Raw genomic sequence first — 18,713 nt, 5'->3', positions numbered from 1 at the left:
ATATTTTTGTTTTTTATTTAGATGTATTTTTTCAAAATAAAAAGCGCTATCATCCAAAGGACGACAGCGCGTGGTACCACCTTTATTTCTCGGGAAATATTCCTAAGACTCTCTTAATTTTAACGATGAGAACCACCGTTTTTAGCTACTATAAATTTCGCTAAAAAAGCTCCGAAGCTACCTTCAAAATACTTCCTATAGGAAACCTTTCAGCCGATGAGTTTCCCTCTCTTAATATTCTCTATTTTTACTCCTCTTCATCATAGCATATTTATATTAAACTCTTTGCATATTATTATATACATAATGATGATTTTGTCAATAGCTTTTTAAATTACTAATCATCTGCATTTAAATTAGCTGCTACTTCTTCTAAAGCTATTTTTTCTTCATTATATAAATTTTTATTTGCTACAGAAAGCATAAGCTTTATTCTATTTAGCTGATTAACTTCACTTGCACCTGGATCATAATCAATAGCAACAATATTACTGTCTTTAAATTTCTTCTTTAATGCTTTAATCATACCTTTTCCTGTAACATGGTTAGGTAAGCATGCAAAGGGCTGCATACATATAATATTATTTACTCCACTTTCTATAAGTTCAATCATCTCACCAGTTAAGAACCATCCTTCACCTGATTGATTACAAGTAGATAGTATCTGTTCTGCCAATTTCTCTAAATGTTCTATGGATTGTGGTGGTGAGAATCTATTACTTCTTTCTAGCGCTATTTTCATGGTTCTCCTATAATATTCAATAAAATTAATAGATATCTTACTTACTACTTCCCCTTTTTTTCCACCTAAATAGTTTTTATATTTAGCTAAATTGTTATGAGCACAATATAAGAAGAAATCTATAAGATCTGGTACTACTACTTCTGCACCTTCACTTTCAAGAATATCAATAGCTCCGTTGTTAGCTGTAGGATGAAATTTAACTAAAATCTCTCCTACAATTCCTACCTTAGGTTTAAGGATATTAACTATCTCTAAATTATCAAAATCTTTAACTACTTCTTCCATATTATTTTTTAGTTCTTTAAAATTTCCTTTGGATATCTGTAGCTTAATAATTTCATTCCATTTATTATAAAGTTCATTAGTAGAACCTTTGATTTTTTCATAAGGTCTTACTCTTAGAATACAACGCATAAACAAATCTCCATATAACATGGCCATTAAAGCTTTCTTTACCATATTGAAAGAATATTTAAATCCTGGGTTATCCTCTAATCCTCCTGCATTAATTGATATTACAGGAATATGCTCTAATCCAATATCTTTTAATGCCTTTCTCAGAAATCCTATATAGTTAGTCGCTCTACATCCTCCGCCTGTTTGAGTTATAGCTACAGATGTATTATTAAGATCATATTTACCTGATTTTAGTGCTGTAATAATTTGTCCAATTACTATAATTGATGGATAACAAGCATCATTATTTACATATTTTAGTCCTTCTTCTACTGCTTTTTCATCTACTGCAGGTAAAACTTCTATATTATATCCTGAAGAACTTAATGCAACCTGTAACAACTCAAAATGAATTGGAGACATTTGAGGAGCAATAATAGTATGATTCTTTCTCATTTCTTTAGTAAATATTACTCTTTTTTCACATTTTTCTGCAATTGTTAATTTTACTTTTTTCTTTTCTCTTTGTTCCATAGCAGCTTTTAAAGAACGTATTCTTATTCTCACTGCACCTAAGTTATTTACTTCATCTATTTTTATTAGAGTGTATATCTTACCTGTACTTTTTAATATTTCTTGAACTTGATCTGTAGTAACTGCATCTAGTCCACATCCAAAGGAGTTCAATTGGATAAGCTCCACATTTTCTTCTTTTGCTACAAAACTAGCTGCAGCATAAAGTCTTGAATGATAGGTCCATTGATCCACTACTCGAAGAGGTCTCTCTACCTCTGAAAGATGTGCCACAGAATCCTCAGTTAAAACTCCTATACCAAAGCTAGTGATAAGCTTATCAATGCCATGATTAATTTCCGGATCTATATGATAAGGCCTTCCCGCTAAAACAATAGCTTTTTTATTATTCTCTTTCAAATATTTTAAAGCTTCTTCACCTTTGTCTTTAATATCTTGTTTAAACCTTATATCCTCTTCCCAAGCGCAATTTACTGCCTTACCAATTTCTACTTTAGAAATATTAAATTCTTTAAAAGCCTTATATAATGCTTCTTTTAATAAAGATTTATTATGAAAACTTAAAAATGGATTTAGAAACTTCACATTACTTTCATCCAAATAATCAATATTATTTTTTATAACTTCTGGATAAGATATAACCATAGGACAATTATATTGATTTTGTGCTCCCTGTTGCTCCTTTTGTTCATAAAAAACACAAGGATAAAATATAAAATCTACCTTTTTATTTATTAAGTCTATAATATGACCATGACTTAATTTAGCAGGATAACAGGCTGATTCAGAAGGTATTGTTTCTATTCCTAATTCGTAAATCTCTTTAGAAGATCTACTAGAAAGCTGAATTGAAAAACCCAATTCACTAAAAAACCTATGCCAAAAAGGATAATTTTCATACATATTTAAAACTCTAGGTATACCTACTACACCTCTTTGTGCTTCATTACTAGGTATAGTTTCATAATTAAATAATCTATCATATTTATATTGAAATAAATTTGGTAGCTTGTTATCCTTTTCTATATTACTACCACCTTTTTCACATCTATTTCCTGATATAAAGCTTTTTCCATTGAAAAATTTGTTTATGGTTAATAAACAATTGTTTCCACATCCTCTACACCTATTCATATCGGTATTAACAGTAAAATTATCTAGTTCATCTTTTGAGATAAGTGATGTTATAGAATCCTTATGACTTTTCTCCCTTGCAATTAAAGCTGCCCCAAATGCTCCCATCAATCCTGCAATATCTGGTCTTATAGCCTCTCTCTCAGAGATTAATTCAAAAGCCCTAAGAATTGCATCATTATAAAAAGTTCCTCCTTGCACAATAATATTTTTACCCATGTCTTTTGGATTTCTGATTCTAATTACTTTATGAAGCGCATTCTTAATAACAGAATAAGAAAGTCCTGCTGCAATGTCTCCAAGGGTAGCTCCTTCTTTTTGAGCTTGCTTTACTCTAGAGTTCATAAATACAGTACATCTTGACCCTAAATCCACTGGCTTTTCACTTTTTATAGCCTCGTCTACAAATGTTTCTATAGGTACACTTAAGGATTTACTAAAAGATTCAATAAAAGAGCCACATCCTGAAGAACAAGCCTCATTAAGCATAACTCCTTCAATTACTCCATCCTCAATTCTTAAGCATTTCATATCCTGACCACCTATATCTAAAATAAAATCCACTCCTGGAAGGAAGAATTCTGCTGCTCTTTTATGGGCAATGGTTTCTATTTCACCAAAATCTATTTTAAAAGCTGTCTTAATTAAACCTTCACCATAGCCTGTAACTGTAGCTCCTGCTATAGTAATATTAGGATTTATAGCTTTGTACATCTCTTTTAAAATCTTACCCGCTTGAGATAGTGGATCCCCATTATTACTTCCATAATATGAATACAATAATTCTCCTTCTTCAGATATTAGAACTCCTTTTGTAGTAGTAGACCCTGCATCTAAGCCCAAAAATACTCTTCCTGAATAATCTTTTATATCTTTTCTTTTAACTTTATTCTTATTATGTCTTTCTTTAAAACATTGTAACTCTTCTGAGTTAGAAAATAGCGGCTTAAGTCTTACTACTTCTTGAACTTCATAGTTGTTTATTTTTTCAATCTTATCCTTTAATCTCTCAATATTTATTACTTTTTGTTCCTTAGAGTATAAAGCTGCACCTAGTGCCACAAATATATTTGAATTTTCTGGGAAAATTATATTTTCCTCTTTTATCTTTAAAGTTTCTATAAATCTATTTCTAAGTTCTGACAAATAATAAAGAGGACCTCCTAGAAAAGCTACCCTACCTCTAATTGGTCTACCACAGGCTAATCCACTAATAGTTTGATTTACTACTGATTGAAAAATTGATGCTGCAATATCTTCTCTTCTAGCACCTTCATTTAGAAGTGGCTGGATATCAGTTTTAGCAAACACCCCACACCTTGCTGCTATTGGATAAATAATTTTATGTTCTTTGGCCAAATTATTTAACCCTTCAGCATCTGTTTCTAAAAGAATTGCCATTTGATCAATAAATGCACCTGTCCCACCAGCACAGGTACCATTCATCCTCTGCTCAACTCCATCTCTAAAATAGGTTATTTTTGCATCTTCTCCACCAAGCTCTATAGCTACATCAGTTTCTTCAATATATTTTTCTACAGCTATACTACAAGCTATTACTTCTTGAACAAATGTTACATCTAACCATTTTGAAATTGAAAGTCCACCAGAACCTGTTATAGTTATTGTTATATTATTACAATAAATAACTTCAATCGCTTCTTTTAATAGTTCATAAATACTACTTCTAATATTAGAATAATGTCTCTTATAGTTACTATAAATTATTTTATTACTTTCATTAACAACTACTAACTTTACTGTAGTAGAACCTATATCTAATCCAAAATGCATTGTGCCCACATTAACTCCCCCACTAACATCTATTTTGCAATTTTAAATAGAAATCATTATAATTATTGCAATATATGTATAAAGTATATCTCTATATAATTTATTTTTCAACTTATCTAAATCTCTATAGTATAGGATATTTTCTTATTAAATTAATTTACTAAAAATAATTATTCTATTAATCAATAGTCTCCATTTAATAATATATATAATTAATTATAATTTAAAATGTTTTCTTCATATTTATGGTATATTTTTTATTATTTTGGAAATTATTTAGGTAAAGTAATCTAATTTAGGAGGTAATAACTTTGAATTATTTCAGTAAAGCAAATGAATTGTACAATTCAAAGGATTATAAAAATGCTATAAGTATGTACAGAAAATCAGTAGAAATAAAGGAACATGAAGCTCCAGCTCTATATAATTCTGCAGTTTGTTTTATAAAGTTAAAAGATTATTATAAGGCCATAGATTTAATATATAAAGCCATAGAACTAAAAAAAGAAAGCAAATATTATTTTAATCTTGCCTACTGCTATGCAATGTTAAATGAAAATGGAAAAGCTCTTAATTATTTCAATACAGCTTGGGCTTTAGATAACTCTGATGAAGAATGTGAAAAAGCCATAAATTTAATTCTCTCTAAATATAAAAAAACAAGCTAAACCTAGTGTTTATGCTTGTTTTTACCATTCTCCTGCAACTGTTCTCTTTCTATGATCTGCATTAAAATTTTCATTCCCATAATAATCCCCTGCATCATAAAAAGTTGGATCTACACTTATCCACTTCTGAGACTCTTCTATAAAGATTTCATTCCATGCATGACTTACCCATGACTCTCCATTATATCCTTCACCAACAACTAACCTAACCTTTATATTGTTTGCCCTACTCATGGCAACATATAAACATGCATAATCAAAACATACTCCTTTTTTACTATAGAAGGCTTCCATAGCTCCGGATTTAATATTGTTATCATTGTTCATTACATTAACTGCCTTCTCATCATCATAGGTTATCTCTCTTCCAACCCAACTATATAATACCTTACCTTTTTCAAAGGTTGAACTATATTCTTCTGCAATAGCCTTAGCAGTTTCATCGATGGTACTATCTGACTTTACTCCTTGGTCTAGAGTAACTCCATTATAATATACCAATCCTTTTATAGAATTATTTCCGATATCTATAGAATTGTTTTCGCCATCATATATTTTAAATGAATCATTAATTATGTTAGGTAAGGTTTTTGCTAGTTGAGAATTAAATACTGGTATTACACCATTGTTATTAATATAGTTATAAATTTTAGATTCCTCTAGTATACCTTTAATTTTACTATCAAATAGAAATCCTGAAGATAGGTTTAATAAAAAAGTTAATACTAAAGCATAGCACAACCCTCTAGGAATTTGAAATATAGCTCCAACTACACGCTTTAATATACTACTTTGAGTTTTAATGAACTCATCCAAAATATCTAATAATGGTTCAAAGGTAATTCTACTAATAAAGCTAATAACTAGCTTTATTAATTGATGTATTACTATAAATATAACTATACTTATTATGGTTATAAAAACTCTAGAGGTGGTGATTACTGTTATTATAGTGGGTGATAATTTTTTAGCTAAATAATCTAATAAATTATATTTATTTAAAACAAATATGTTATTTATTAAATGAAAACTGATAACTAAAGACACTAGTATAGATACAGAATTTAATACACTTTTTATAGTATTAATTAAAGAGCTACTCCTCAATTTAAACACAAATCCTATCAATATTGGATAAAGAAGTGCTATAAATATACCTAGTGAAACTATATTCACATTTTTAACAAATTCCATAATATAACGTCCTATCTCCTTGCCTATATCCAAAATTTTACCCTCCAATTATTAAAAATCTTCTTCCTCTATATGTTTAATACATTTCTTTATTTCATCATAGTTATATCCTTTTCTCAACAGAAAATCTTGAAGCTTTTTTCTCAACTTAATATGACTTTGCTCTGATTTCTTTAATTTTTCATACCTTCCACTTGCCAAATTCAGTAATTTGGAATACTTATCCTCTTCGCATTTTTCACTATCTTGTTTAGGTTCAATATGCATCTTTGAAATAACTTCATTAATTATTTCGAAATTATATCCCCTAGAAACTAAATAACTACTAAGTTTTTGAAGAATTTTTATTTTGCTATTTTCTTTATTACATAACAGTTTTAACTTTTTTTCTGCCAAAGATAATGCAATAGTAATTTCACTCTCCATAGGAAGTTCCTTAATCACTCTATTTATAATATCATCATCTATGCCCTTACTTTTCAAGTTGTATATAATTTTATTTTTTCCCCAAGATTTTATATTAGTATTTATAAAAGCCTTAGTATAATAATAATCATCTATGAATTTATATTCCTTTAGAAAATTTATTACTCTGTCAATAGTATTTTCATCAAATTCTTTTTTTACTAAGTACTCCCTAATTTGCACTTCAGTTTTTAAAGTCCTTTCAATATACTTTAAAGACATATTTTTCCCTCTAATATAATTATCTTCACTTATAACCTTTTTAAAATCCTCTATCTCAATAACTCTCCCCTTGTGAAGCTTATGATAATATACAAGCTCACTACTACAAGAAAATGAAAACTCACCATCAACAAATATATTTACCCTATTTTCATTTTTCTTTTGTATTTCAATCTTAGTTATTGTATTACTCATTTTACTCATCACCATCACATATTAGTACATGGATTGTAGGGTTATTTAATACTTTCCTAGCTACACTATATAAATCTTCTGAAGTTATTCTATTCATTTCTTCCATATCATTTAAAAATTCATATATATATTCACCTTCCATAGCTTGATGTAATACATAATTTCCCAAATCTGAAGAATCTTCTAAAGTAGATGCCACTGCTGTCTTAAATACCTTCTTCATAAGATTTATGGTGTGCTCATCAAATACAATTATTCCCTCCTTGACCTTTTTTATGCAATCTTCTATAGTGTTTATCCCTTCTTCTATGTCTTTTTTAGCTACTGATGCATAAATATATAGAGATTTAATATTAGTGGTTAAGTCTAGACTTGTATACACATCATAAACAAGTCCCTTGTCTTCTCTCAATTCTCTAAATAAAATAGAATTAGAACTTTCTCCAAATTTATGATTTAACACCCTTAAAGCTAATTCTTCTGCCTTGCTTAAATCATTAAATGTATATAGATACACTATAGTGCTTTGCTCCATATTATTCTTGTGAGTTCTTTTTATTTTACCTTTATTTTTCTCAAACAATGCCTGTTTCTTATTTAATAACTTTTTCTTCCACTGTCCAAAGTATTTTTCTATTAACACTCTTACATATTCATGATCATAGTTAGAAACCACAGTTATTACTGTATTATTAGGAGTATAATGAGCTTTATAATACTCCAAGATTTCATCTCTCTGTATATTTTTTATTACACTCTCTTTTCCTATGACATCTATTTTTAAAGGACTTTCATCAAAAGCTATTTCATTTACCTTTTGAAAAGATAAATCCTCTACATCATCTTTGCCACTTCTAAGCTCAGCCAAAATAACCCCTTTTTCCTTATTTATATCCTCTTCTCTAAAGGTTGGATTTTGAACTAAATCTCCTAATAACTTTATGCCATTCTCTAATTCTTCATTTAACATAGTAGTATTAAATACAGTAGAAGTATAATCTGTATAGGCATTATACTCCCCACCTAGATTTTCTAATTCACTATTAAGTTGCTCATTATTTCTATTACAGGTTCCTTTAAAAAGCATATGCTCAATAAAATGGGATACTCCTCTTTGTTTCTTCTCCTCATTTGTAGCTCCAACTTTTACCCCTATATGAATTGAAGATATTTGCGTGGTCTTTTTTATAGTAATTAATTGTATTCCATTCTCTAAATTCATTTCTAAAGTATCAAACAATTGTTTATCCATATATTCTTCTTAATACTCTCCTCTATCTATATTATAAATTTTATCTACTATACTATAATATATGATTTTTTACTAATAAGCTATGTTTTAAAATTCTATATATTATACATTTTGGATTACATTTTTCTCTTAAATAATTTGTAATTGATTATTTGTAGATTTTATTTTTAAATTTAATATAAATAATCTGATAAAATTTGTTATTTTATTTGCTATTATGGTTATACTATGATACTATTAAGTGTATTTTAAAGAAAATAGAGAAGAGGAATATGGATGAACAAAACTAAATTTGAAGAATTAGGCTTGGGTGAATTAGTACTTAAAGCTATACAAGATCTGAATTTTGAATACCCAAGTGATATACAGGAAAAAAGTATACCTGTAAGCTTACAGGGCTTTGACATAATAGGCCAAGCACAGACAGGAACTGGAAAAACCATTGCTTTTGGAGCTCCAATACTTAGTAATATGGAACCAAAATGTGGTAAAATCCAAACTTTAATTCTTGCTCCTACTAGAGAGCTTGCTCTACAAGTTAGCGAAGAATTAAACAAACTATGCAAATATGAAAAGTATAAAATATTAGCTGTCTATGGTGGGGAATCCTTTGAAAGACAACTTTCTGCTCTTAAAAGAGGTGTAGATATTGTTGTTGGAACTCCTGGTAGAATATTAGATCATATAAATAGAAGAACTTTAAAACTACAAGATGTTAAATTCTTGGTTTTAGATGAAGCTGATGAAATGCTTAATATGGGATTTATAGATGATATAGAAAGTATTTTATCAAATTTAAATGAAGACAGACAAACACTTCTATTTTCAGCTACTATGCCTAGACAAATTAAAAATCTAGCTAAAAACTATATGAAACCTGATACTGAGCATATAGCTATTGCTAAAAAATCTATGACTGTTTCTAAGATAAAACAGTACTATTTCCTAGTTAATCAATCTAACAAACTAGAATCCCTTTGTAGAATATTAGATGTAGATAATCCAACAAGTGCAATATTATTCTGTAAAACTAAAAAAGGCGTTGACGAATTAGTAGATGCACTTCAAGGAAAAGGATATGTAGTTGAAGGTATGCATGGAGATATGAAGCAAAGCCAAAGATTAAATACTCTTAAAAAATTTAAAAGTGGTAATTTAAACTTCCTTATAGCTACAGATGTAGCTGCTAGAGGAATAGATGTTGAAAATGTAACTCATGTAATAAACTATGATTTACCTCAAGATGTTGAATCTTACGTTCACAGAATAGGTAGAACTGGTAGAGCTAATAAAGAGGGGATAGCTTATAGTTTTGCTACTAGAAAAGAAACTTCTTTCATTAGAGAAATAGAGAATCACACTAAAGCTAAAATTGAAAAGAAAGAAATTCCTACATTAAGTGATATCTTCTCAGCAAAATCAGGTAGTTTACTTGAAAACATTGGTAATATATTAAAAGAAAATGCTTATGAAACTTTCCTTCCAATGGCTAAAGAACTTATAAGTGAATATGGAAGTGAAGATGTAGCTGCATCTCTTCTTAAGTTAATGTTTGATAAAGAATTAAACTATAACTATAGCGAAGAAATTATAGATGAAGAAGATACTACAAGACTTTTCTTATCTATCGGTAAGCTTGATAAAGCAAAAACTAAGGATATTCTAGAATTCCTTGATAACAATGCTGGCGTTAAAGGAAAAGAAGTTGGAAGAATTGATATGTTAGATAAATTCTCTTTCATTGATGTACCATCAAAACTAGTTGATGTAATAATCACTAACTGTAAGGGTCAGAAATTTGGTAAGAGAAAAGTTAATATAGAAATTTCTAATAACAAGAGAAGAAGATAGAACAAAAGATGAGTTAAATTTATCAATAGTTAAGTGTGACCAATTTTGGTAAAACTAACTCTTTATACACTATAAAAATAGTATATAAAATTGGCGAAACAAAGCAGTAAGGAAGTACCTTTACTGCTTTAATTTCGCCTTCTTTTATATTAAAATTACTCTATTATATTCCCATTAGTTCCAATAGTTACTTCCCTATAAGGTACAATAATCCCTGAATTGAGCATTGCTCCTTTTACAGAACTTACTATTCCAGCACAACAAGGAACTTCCATTCTTACTACAGTTATACTCTTAATTTTATTTTTCTTTAATATTTCAGTCAATTTGTTCTTATAATGCTCATTATCATCTAACTTTGGACATCCGATTACTGTAATATGATCTTTCATAAAATCCTTATGAAAATTTCCATAGGCATAAGCTGTACAGTCTGCAGCTATTAATAGATTAGCATTATTTAAATACGGTGCTGAAGTATTTATTAAATTTAATTGAACTGGCCACTGCATAAGTTCTGAAGCTATATCACCTATAACTTCTGACTTCTTAGGTTGAGTCTGTAAGGTAACTATTGGCTTTCTTTCTATAGTTTTTGCCATAGTTCCTGGGCAACCACAAGGAAGTTTTTTTTCTTCAGAATTCTTCTCTCCCCTAACCTCTTTTATTCTTTCCTTCACTGCATCATCATCATATTCCTCAGCTTCTCTCTCTATCATTTCAATAGCACCTGTAGGACAGTTTGGAAGACAATCTCCAAGTCCATCACAGTATATATCACTAACAAGCTTTGCTTTACCATCTACTAATTCTATGGCACTTTCATGACAAGCTGTTACACATAGTCCACATCCATTGCATTTTTCTTCATGTATTTTAATTATTCTTCTCTTCATAATAAAACCCCCTGCATTAAATTACTTTCTTATTTGTGTATAATTAACTTTAAGTTTATTATACATTTTTTCCAATTTGCAAACTGTAACAATAGTTACCTTTTTATAATTACTTTAAAGTTCCTATTCTATTGCTAAAAGGTATTTGCTCTATGTATTTACACAATTCTTCCGAAACACAAGCTATAGCTACAGTAGATGGACCTGCTGATTTGTATATGTCTACATGTAAATTTTTCTCTAATATCAAGGTTTTATTATTGTTTCTTCCTAACTCCTCTGCTTCATATAGAATCCCTTTAGATCCTACAGGTACTAGTTCATATACCCCTTCTAGGGTTATAAGCTTATTAAGTATATCATAAGAAAAATAATCACTACCCTTCTCTAAGTTGACCTCTCCCCCAACCTTAGGAACCCCAATTGAGTATATTATCCCTCCCTCTTTCACATTATTCACCTTAAGATTTTTCTTTTCTGCAATTCCAATAACATTCATACCTAGTGCTGTCATTGAAGTTACAAAATTCTCCTCTGTACTGCCTCCTAAAGCAACATCCACAAGCCCAGCATCCTTAAGCTCACTGTTTATTCCTCTAATTATTTCCTCTCCTGTAGGTTTCATCTCACAACATACATTATCTGTAACTGTCATAACCTTAGCTCCACTGCACATTACCTCTAATAGCGGTCCTCTTGCAATATATTTTCCTGTAATAAATGGAGGTACTTTCAAAACATCATTCTCTTTATTTCCAGCTCCTCCACAGCTATCACAGGCTATAACTAAGATTTTCTCATCATCTATATCTATTAATATTAAATCTCTAACTCTCCTCAACTTCATATGAACACATCCTTAACTTATTATATACATATCATTGATTATAAATTATATACTAATATAATTAAAGTAATTTACATATGCATTATAAAATTTACACTCTTAATTATACTAAATTCAATAAGGTAATTGTTTAAACATAAAAAAGAACTGATTGCTCAGTTCTTTTTAGTTATTTTATATTTTAACAAGGATATCAATATAATACCTTATTTTAATGTACTAGCTGCCAAGGTTATTAGTCCTCCCCTAATTTTATAGGCTTCTAAAATATCCTTTGCTAAATATTTAATTCTATTAGGGGCTATAATCTCTACTCCTGGAATACATAGGGTTGCCTCAGCTAACCCACTATTTAAAAATGCAATTTCTAATTCAATTTCCCCTTCTATAACATTAGCTTTGATAAATTTTTTAAAATTTGAACTTAACACCTTAGTTGCACTTTCCTCTAACATTCTATGAACTTTTTTAGGTTGAATACATTCTGCTGCATATCTGCTATGTGCCTTTTTAACCTCTACAATTTCTATGTTTTCATTAAATGTCTTAGCTTGATCTACTAAAATATCATCACCTGAAACCATAACTACTGGAACCCCAAAATACCCAGCTATTAAGGAATTAAACTCAAACTCACCCACTACTTGTCCATTTATTTTAATCTCTGATACTACCCCTCCATGATAACTATGAGCTAATACTCCACTGGTATTATGCCTCCCATGATATCCTATAAATATTGCTGCATTAAAGCTTTCATCTATACCTTCCATCATTCCAAAATTTTTTTTATTTCCACTTATTAAAGTAGCTTCTTCATCTAAATCTTCAATTAGTATATTTGTCATAGGACCATGAGAATCATTTACTAAAATATGACTGGCTCTTGCTTTTTTTAATCCTCTTATGACTGCATTAACTTCTTCTGTCATAAGCTTTCTTGCTCTATCATAATTATATCCACCTTCACCAGTGAAACTTCCATCTATTACTCCACTAATTCCCTCAATATCTGCTGAAATATAAATCTTCATATTAAATCCCCCTCTTTAACTTTTTTTATTTTATATAATTATATTCTACATTTTACTACCCTTCATAAATATAAAAATATATATTTGTATATTTATAAGAATATATATTTTTAATAATATATATTGATTATGCGCCTTTCAATGGTATTAGTAAAAATTAAAGCAACTAAATAGGTAGCTAGTATTTAGTTTCTACTTTATCAATTCCCTATAATTATATTATAATACAATTTTATCCATATTTGTAGTCTATTTTTTTATCCTTCATTAACATATACCGTTAATGAAGTTAATGTTTTTGAGGTGTTTATTAATAATAAATGGATACGCCATGCTTATAAACAGTAAAAATTATTTTCTTAATAAAAATATTCCTTTTAAATCTTGTGACCATTTTTATTGTTCCCCTATAGCTATGGGAACTCATCTTGGTGATTTTTCAGATAAAGACTCAAATATGTATATAGAAGCTTTAGTCTATGGTTTAGAAAATGGAATAAACTTCATTGACACTGCTGTTAATTACAGAGGTATGCGCTCAGGAGTTGATATTGGAGAAGCTCTTTATGAAATTGTAAATGTTAGAAAAACCTTAACTAGAGAAGATGATATGTCTTAATATATATCTTTTAACTCAATACTATATTAAAGCATATTTAATTAGGCGTATTTTAGTAAGCTTGATGAATATTTTTCATCAAGTCTACTTATTTTTTGATAAATATACCCAATTTAATATATAATACATTTGTAAAGCATCTGCAGTAATAATTTTAAAAATTATTTACCTTTATAAAGATGTTTGAGTTAAAACTAGAAAGTGATGTGATATTATGGCTAAGACTACTTTTAAAGGTAGTATTATGCTAAACCCAGTACCAGCTGTATTAATAACTAGTAGAAATAGTGAAGGAAAGGATAATGTGTTTACTGTAGGCTGGATAGGTACTGCTTGCACTAAACCTCCTATGATTACAGTGGCTATAAGGCCTGAAAGATTATCCTATGATTACATAAAAGAAGAACAGTGCTTTGTAGTTAACCTACCTTCTACATCTTTAGTGAAAAAGGTAGACTTTTGCGGAGTTAGAAGCGGAAGACAAGTAGATAAGATTAAAGAAATGAACCTTACCCTTAGTGAAGGAAATGAAATTAATTGTGGAATTATTGATGAATGCCCTGTAGCTTTTGAATGTAAGTTAAAATCTATAACTCCCCTTGGAAGTCATGATTTGTTTTTAGCAGAAGTGGTATGCTGCCATGTAGATGATAATCTAATAGATGAACAAGGGAAAATCCACTTTGAAAAAGCAGATTTATTAAGCTATTCCCATGGAGAATACTTTGGACTTAAGTCTAATGCCCTTGGCAAATTCGGATATTCCGTAATGAAGAAAAAAACAGCTTTAAAAAAGACTAAGGAACAAAAACAAGTAAAAAATTTTATTAATAAATCTATTCATAAAAATAAAGCTAAGAAGAAAACTAAATAATATCAATATGAAAGGTGGTTTTTAAATGGATTTTATAAAAGTAGCTTCTGCATGCCCAGTTACTAATGTAGGAGATATAGATTTTAATTTATCAGAAATAAAAAACTGTATTGAGGATTCTATAGAAAATCAATGTAAAATTGTAATTTTTCCTGAACTCTCAATCACTTCCTATACCTGTAGTGATTTATTCTTTCAAGAAAGATTGCTAGAAAATTCTCAAGGTGCTATTAAGGCTCTATGTGACTATTCTGTAGGTAAAGATATCTTAATAGCTGTTGGTGCCCCTCTTGAGTACAATGAGGTACTATACAATGCAGCTTACATAATACTCAATGGAAAGGTATTAGGAATTGTTCCTAAAAGTTATATACCAAATTATTCAGAGTTCTATGAAAAGCGTTGGTTTACTACTGGTTTAAATATTTTTTCACAAAGGATAAATCTAGCTTTCCAAGAAAATGTTCCCTTTGGAACAAATTTAGTATTTAAAAATGATGAGGTTAAATTAGGTTTTGAGATTTGTGAAGACCTTTGGGTTACAATACCTCCAAGTAGCTTTTTATCTCTTGCTGGCTGCAATATAATATGCAACCTTTCTGCCTCTAATGAACTTGTCAGCAAAGCTGATTATAGAAAAGAGCTGATTAAAAACCAAAGTGCTAAATGTATGAGTGCCTATATATATTCTTCCAGTGGTGTTTTTGAATCAACCACTGATGTACTATTTAGTGGTCATCTATTAATCTGCGAGAACGGGATCCTACTTTGCGAAAATGAAAGATTTAGCCGTGAAAGTGAAATCATTACTTCTATAATTGACATTGGTAGATTAAAAGCTGAAAGACTTAAAAACACTAGTTTTAGAGATAATAAATCAGTAGTTCCTTTTGACATAGAAACTATTGAATTTAGCTTTAAAAATACAAATATAGATGAGTTTAATAGATATATCGATAGACATCCTTTTGTGCCAAGTAATGAACTTGAAAGAGAAAAACGTTCTAGAGAGATTTTTAACATTCAATCTTCAGCTCTTGCTAAGAGAATTACCCATACTGGAGTTAAGAAAGCTGTCATTGCTATTTCTGGAGGACTTGATTCTACCTTAGCTCTTCTTGTGGTAGTTAAAACCTTTGATATGCTTAAAATTCCTAGAGAAAATATCGTTACTATTACTATGCCTGGCTTTGGTACTACCGACAGAACCTATAACAATGCTCTAGAGCTCTGTAAAAACCTAGGTACTGACCTTAGAGAAATAAACATTGTAGCTGCTTGTCTTCAACATTTTAAAGATATAGGTCACCCTGTAGATGTTCATGATGTTACTTATGAAAATGTTCAAGCAAGAGAAAGAACTCAAATAGCTATGGATTTAGCAAACAAAGAAGGTGGCCTATTAATAGGAACTGGAGATTTATCCGAACTAGCTCTTGGATGGGCAACCTACAACGGAGACCATATGTCTATGTACTCAGTAAACTGTTCTATTCCAAAAACTCTTGTAAGATATTTAGTAAGATATGTAGCAGAAAAGGAAAGTAACTCAAAGGTATGTGATATACTTCTAGATATATTAGACACCCCAGTAAGCCCTGAACTTCTTCCAACGGATGAAAATGGTGAAATTGCTCAGAAAACTGAAGATATAGTAGGTCCTTATGAGCTTCACGACTTCTTTTTATATCATTTCATGAAGCATGGTGCTTCTAAGGAAAGGATAGATTTCTTAGCTAATATAGCTTTCAAAGATTTATATTCTGGTGAGGAAATTTCTAAATGGTTAAATATATTTATTAAAAGGTTCTTTGCTCAACAATTTAAACGTTCTTGTATTCCTGATGGTCCAAAGGTTGGTTCTATAGGTTTATCACCAAGAGGAGATTTAAGAATGCCATCAGATAGCAGCTATAATGGATTTATTTAGTGAATTACTCACTTCCTTCGTAGTGAAGGGCTTGCGTTGTTCGCAGTGAAGTGCACCTTCGGCACAGACGTTAAGATTCACCAGAGGAAGCTTTTGCCTAAGCAAAAGCTTCCTTTATTGCTGAGAGAATCGAAGGCTTCACTGCAACTGCAAGTTGTAATTCACTGTGAGCACTGCTCACAATTCATTGCGACTAAAGGGAGTACTTCACTAAATAAAGTACCTTAATTTTTTATTTATAAATATCAACTATAAGCCCTGATATCTCGTCAATGGTCATAGCTATATTAAAATTTTCTTTTTCTTCATCCAATAACATCTGAGTTAATTCCTCTAATTTTTTATCAACAGTCTCCACTGTTATAAAATATTGAGTTTGCCAAAAACTTATATCTTTCTTTACAGAATACATAAATGCTAAAACTGATTCTAAATATTCCTTTATAGCTTTTTTATAGGCATGTACATCAGCATAACACTTAGATATTACTAACCTACTTCCCTTATTTTTTATTGCCTCTAGCATTTTCTTTAATTCTTCCTCAGACTTTTTTTGGCGGGCGAAATTAAAGTTTCTTGAAAAATCATGTTTACTACTAATAGCCGAAGTTTCTCTTTTAATTGGTGTGTTTCTTCCAAGTTTTGATATTTCCAAAGTTTCTCCCCCTCTTTAACTTAGGCATCTTCAAAAAAATACCTAGTCCCGTATGTTTATTTATTTTCTTTTGAATGCTCTTCTTTATTATATTATAAATAAATTATAGTATTTAATCCATAAAATTGATTATATTATTTATAGAGAGTATAATTTACCTGTATGTAAAAAAGGAGGTTGTTCAATGACTAACTTATTTAATATGTTTATTACCTTTTTTAAAATTGGTGCTTTTACCTTTGGAGGAGGATATGCCATGATTCCTCTTATTGAAGCTGAGGTTGTAACAAAAAATAACTGGATTTCAAAAGAAGAGTTTTTAGATATTATAGTTATTTCACAAAGTTTCCCTGGTGCATTAGCCATAAATAGTTGCACCTTTATAGGTTATAAGATATGTGGAACCTTAGGGGCCATACTTGGACTTTTAGGAGTTGCTCTACCCTCCTTTATAATTATACTTATAATCGCAAGTATCTTTAGTAAATTCAGAAATATGTATTTAGTAGAATTAATTTTCAAAGGAATAAATGCTGCAGTACCACTTTTAATATTAGTTGGAGTAAATAGCTTAGCAAAAGTATTGGACAAAACTACCACTAATATTATTATAGTGATAGTTACGGTTATTTTAAGTCTATTTTTAGATCTTAATCCTGTTTACATAATAATTCTTTCAGCGGCTTATGGTATTTTTTCTAATAGAAAGCAGGTGGAAAGATGATACTCTTAAAGCTTTACCTTGTATTCCTTAAGATTGGTACCTTTGGCTTTGGTGGCGGTTACGCTATGCTTCCTTTAATAGAAAAAGAAATTGTAGATACTTATAGATGGTTAAGTCCTAGAGATTTTATAGATATTATAGGTATATCACAAATGACTCCAGGACCTATCGCTATAAATTCAGCTACCTTCGTTGGTTATAGGACGGCCGGAGTTTTAGGTAGTATTGTAGCTACTTTAGGAGTAGTTACTACTTCCTTTATATTAGTTTCTATTGCTAATTATTTTTTTAATAAATTTAAAAATTCACCTTTATTATCAAATGCTCTTAAGGGTATGAGACCAGCCTTAATTGGTCTAATAATATCTGTGTTTTTATCCTTAGGTTTTGAAGCTTATAAAGACCTACCTAGCATTTTTATTGCTTGTATCATAGGATTCCTACTATACAAAACTAAGTTTCATCCTATATTGATTATAGCAATATCAGGCATATTAGGAATTATATTCTATGGATTCTTTCCTTATATTATAGCTTAGATGTATATGTTTTCAAATAAATAGCTATATATTATTGTTATTTATTTATTCTCATGATATAATATTTATAAAGTTAAATTGAATACCTATAATGAGGGAGTAATTGGCATAATTTATTATGCTGCAAGGTTCAACATCCTGACTT

Annotated in this window: 15 protein-coding genes and 1 other annotated feature; of the genes, 7 read left to right on the top strand and 8 right to left on the bottom strand. The window is 29.7% G+C overall.

The window, feature by feature from the left end; all coding sequences use genetic code 11:
- Positions 1-53: 53 nt before the first annotated feature.
- Positions 54-273 (bottom strand) — a binding site (T-box leader).
- Between the two features lie 64 nt (positions 274-337).
- Positions 338-4,603 (bottom strand): acyl-CoA dehydratase activase-related protein, encoded by a 4,266-nt coding sequence (locus ACI48Q_RS04440; RefSeq protein ID WP_474918334.1) that lies wholly within the window; start codon positions 4,601-4,603, stop codon positions 338-340.
- Positions 4,604-4,914: 311 nt separating this feature from the next.
- On the opposite strand from ACI48Q_RS04440, the gene ACI48Q_RS04435 reads away from it, so the two are divergent.
- Positions 4,915-5,271 (top strand): tetratricopeptide repeat protein, encoded by a 357-nt coding sequence (locus ACI48Q_RS04435; RefSeq protein WP_474917838.1) that lies wholly within the window; start codon positions 4,915-4,917, stop codon positions 5,269-5,271.
- Between the two features lie 21 nt (positions 5,272-5,292).
- Here ACI48Q_RS04435 and ACI48Q_RS04430 read toward each other — a convergent pair whose 3' ends face one another.
- The 3 genes from ACI48Q_RS04430 to ACI48Q_RS04420 are packed head-to-tail and all read right to left on the bottom strand — an operon-like array spanning position 5,293 to position 8,599.
- Positions 5,293-6,498, bottom strand: a complete 1,206-nt coding sequence (locus tag ACI48Q_RS04430) for a transglutaminase-like domain-containing protein (RefSeq protein WP_474917837.1) — start codon at positions 6,496-6,498, stop codon at positions 5,293-5,295.
- An 18-nt stretch (positions 6,499-6,516) separates the two neighbouring features.
- Positions 6,517-7,347, bottom strand: a complete 831-nt coding sequence (gene recX, locus ACI48Q_RS04425; RefSeq protein ID WP_474917836.1) for a recombination regulator RecX — start codon at positions 7,345-7,347, stop codon at positions 6,517-6,519.
- Position 7,348: 1 nt separating this feature from the next.
- Positions 7,349-8,599, bottom strand: coding sequence for a M16 family metallopeptidase (locus tag ACI48Q_RS04420; RefSeq protein WP_474917835.1), 1,251 nt, complete (start codon positions 8,597-8,599; stop codon positions 7,349-7,351).
- Positions 8,600-8,875: 276 nt separating this feature from the next.
- On the opposite strand from ACI48Q_RS04420, the gene ACI48Q_RS04415 reads away from it, so the two are divergent.
- On the top strand, positions 8,876-10,450 hold the full coding sequence (locus ACI48Q_RS04415; RefSeq protein ID WP_474917834.1) for a DEAD/DEAH box helicase: 1,575 nt from the start codon (positions 8,876-8,878) through the stop codon (positions 10,448-10,450).
- A gap of 155 nt (positions 10,451-10,605) precedes the next feature.
- Here ACI48Q_RS04415 and ACI48Q_RS04410 read toward each other — a convergent pair whose 3' ends face one another.
- The 3 genes from ACI48Q_RS04410 to ACI48Q_RS04400 all read right to left on the bottom strand — a co-directional run bounded on the left by ACI48Q_RS04410 (position 10,606) and on the right by ACI48Q_RS04400 (position 13,227).
- A complete protein-coding gene (locus tag ACI48Q_RS04410; RefSeq protein ID WP_474917833.1) occupies positions 10,606-11,346 on the bottom strand; it encodes an ATP-binding protein in 741 nt (246 codons plus the stop codon).
- Positions 11,347-11,455: 109 nt separating this feature from the next.
- Positions 11,456-12,193, bottom strand: a complete 738-nt coding sequence (locus ACI48Q_RS04405; RefSeq protein ID WP_474917832.1) for an AIR synthase related protein — start codon at positions 12,191-12,193, stop codon at positions 11,456-11,458.
- A gap of 206 nt (positions 12,194-12,399) precedes the next feature.
- Positions 12,400-13,227 (bottom strand): M55 family metallopeptidase, encoded by an 828-nt coding sequence (locus ACI48Q_RS04400; protein ID WP_474917831.1) that lies wholly within the window; start codon positions 13,225-13,227, stop codon positions 12,400-12,402.
- A gap of 298 nt (positions 13,228-13,525) precedes the next feature.
- Between ACI48Q_RS04400 and ACI48Q_RS04395 the strand changes: the two genes are divergently transcribed.
- The 3 genes from ACI48Q_RS04395 (at position 13,526) to ACI48Q_RS04385 (ending at position 16,650) form a co-directional block, all read left to right on the top strand.
- Entirely contained in the window at positions 13,526-13,846 is a 321-nt protein-coding gene (locus ACI48Q_RS04395; RefSeq protein WP_474917830.1) for a hypothetical protein, read from the top strand.
- 214 nt (positions 13,847-14,060) lie between these two features.
- The gene (locus tag ACI48Q_RS04390; RefSeq protein ID WP_474917829.1) at positions 14,061-14,720 is read left to right on the top strand and encodes a flavin reductase family protein; all 660 of its coding nucleotides are present in this window, start codon (positions 14,061-14,063) and stop codon (positions 14,718-14,720) included.
- 25 nt (positions 14,721-14,745) lie between these two features.
- Positions 14,746-16,650, top strand: a complete 1,905-nt coding sequence (locus ACI48Q_RS04385; RefSeq protein WP_474917828.1) for an NAD(+) synthase — start codon at positions 14,746-14,748, stop codon at positions 16,648-16,650.
- Between the two features lie 232 nt (positions 16,651-16,882).
- Here the strand turns inward: ACI48Q_RS04385 and ACI48Q_RS04380 are convergent, their stop codons facing one another.
- Complete coding sequence (locus ACI48Q_RS04380; RefSeq protein WP_474917827.1) at positions 16,883-17,305, bottom strand: YaaR family protein; 423 nt, start codon at positions 17,303-17,305, stop codon at positions 16,883-16,885.
- 184 nt (positions 17,306-17,489) lie between these two features.
- Here ACI48Q_RS04380 and ACI48Q_RS04375 point away from each other — a divergent pair, with 184 nt between their 5' ends.
- Both ACI48Q_RS04375 and ACI48Q_RS04370 read left to right on the top strand, forming a co-directional pair.
- Complete coding sequence (locus ACI48Q_RS04375; protein WP_474917826.1) at positions 17,490-18,029, top strand: chromate transporter; 540 nt, start codon at positions 17,490-17,492, stop codon at positions 18,027-18,029.
- Positions 18,026-18,568, top strand: a complete 543-nt coding sequence (locus tag ACI48Q_RS04370) for a chromate transporter (RefSeq protein ID WP_474917825.1) — start codon at positions 18,026-18,028, stop codon at positions 18,566-18,568. The genes ACI48Q_RS04375 and ACI48Q_RS04370 overlap by 4 nt, the downstream gene beginning before the upstream one ends.
- The last annotated feature ends 145 nt before the right edge of the window (positions 18,569-18,713 follow it).

Source organism: Clostridium sp. LXY-7 (genome assembly GCF_056172015.1).
This window is presented reverse-complemented; position numbering and strand designations above follow the sequence as displayed.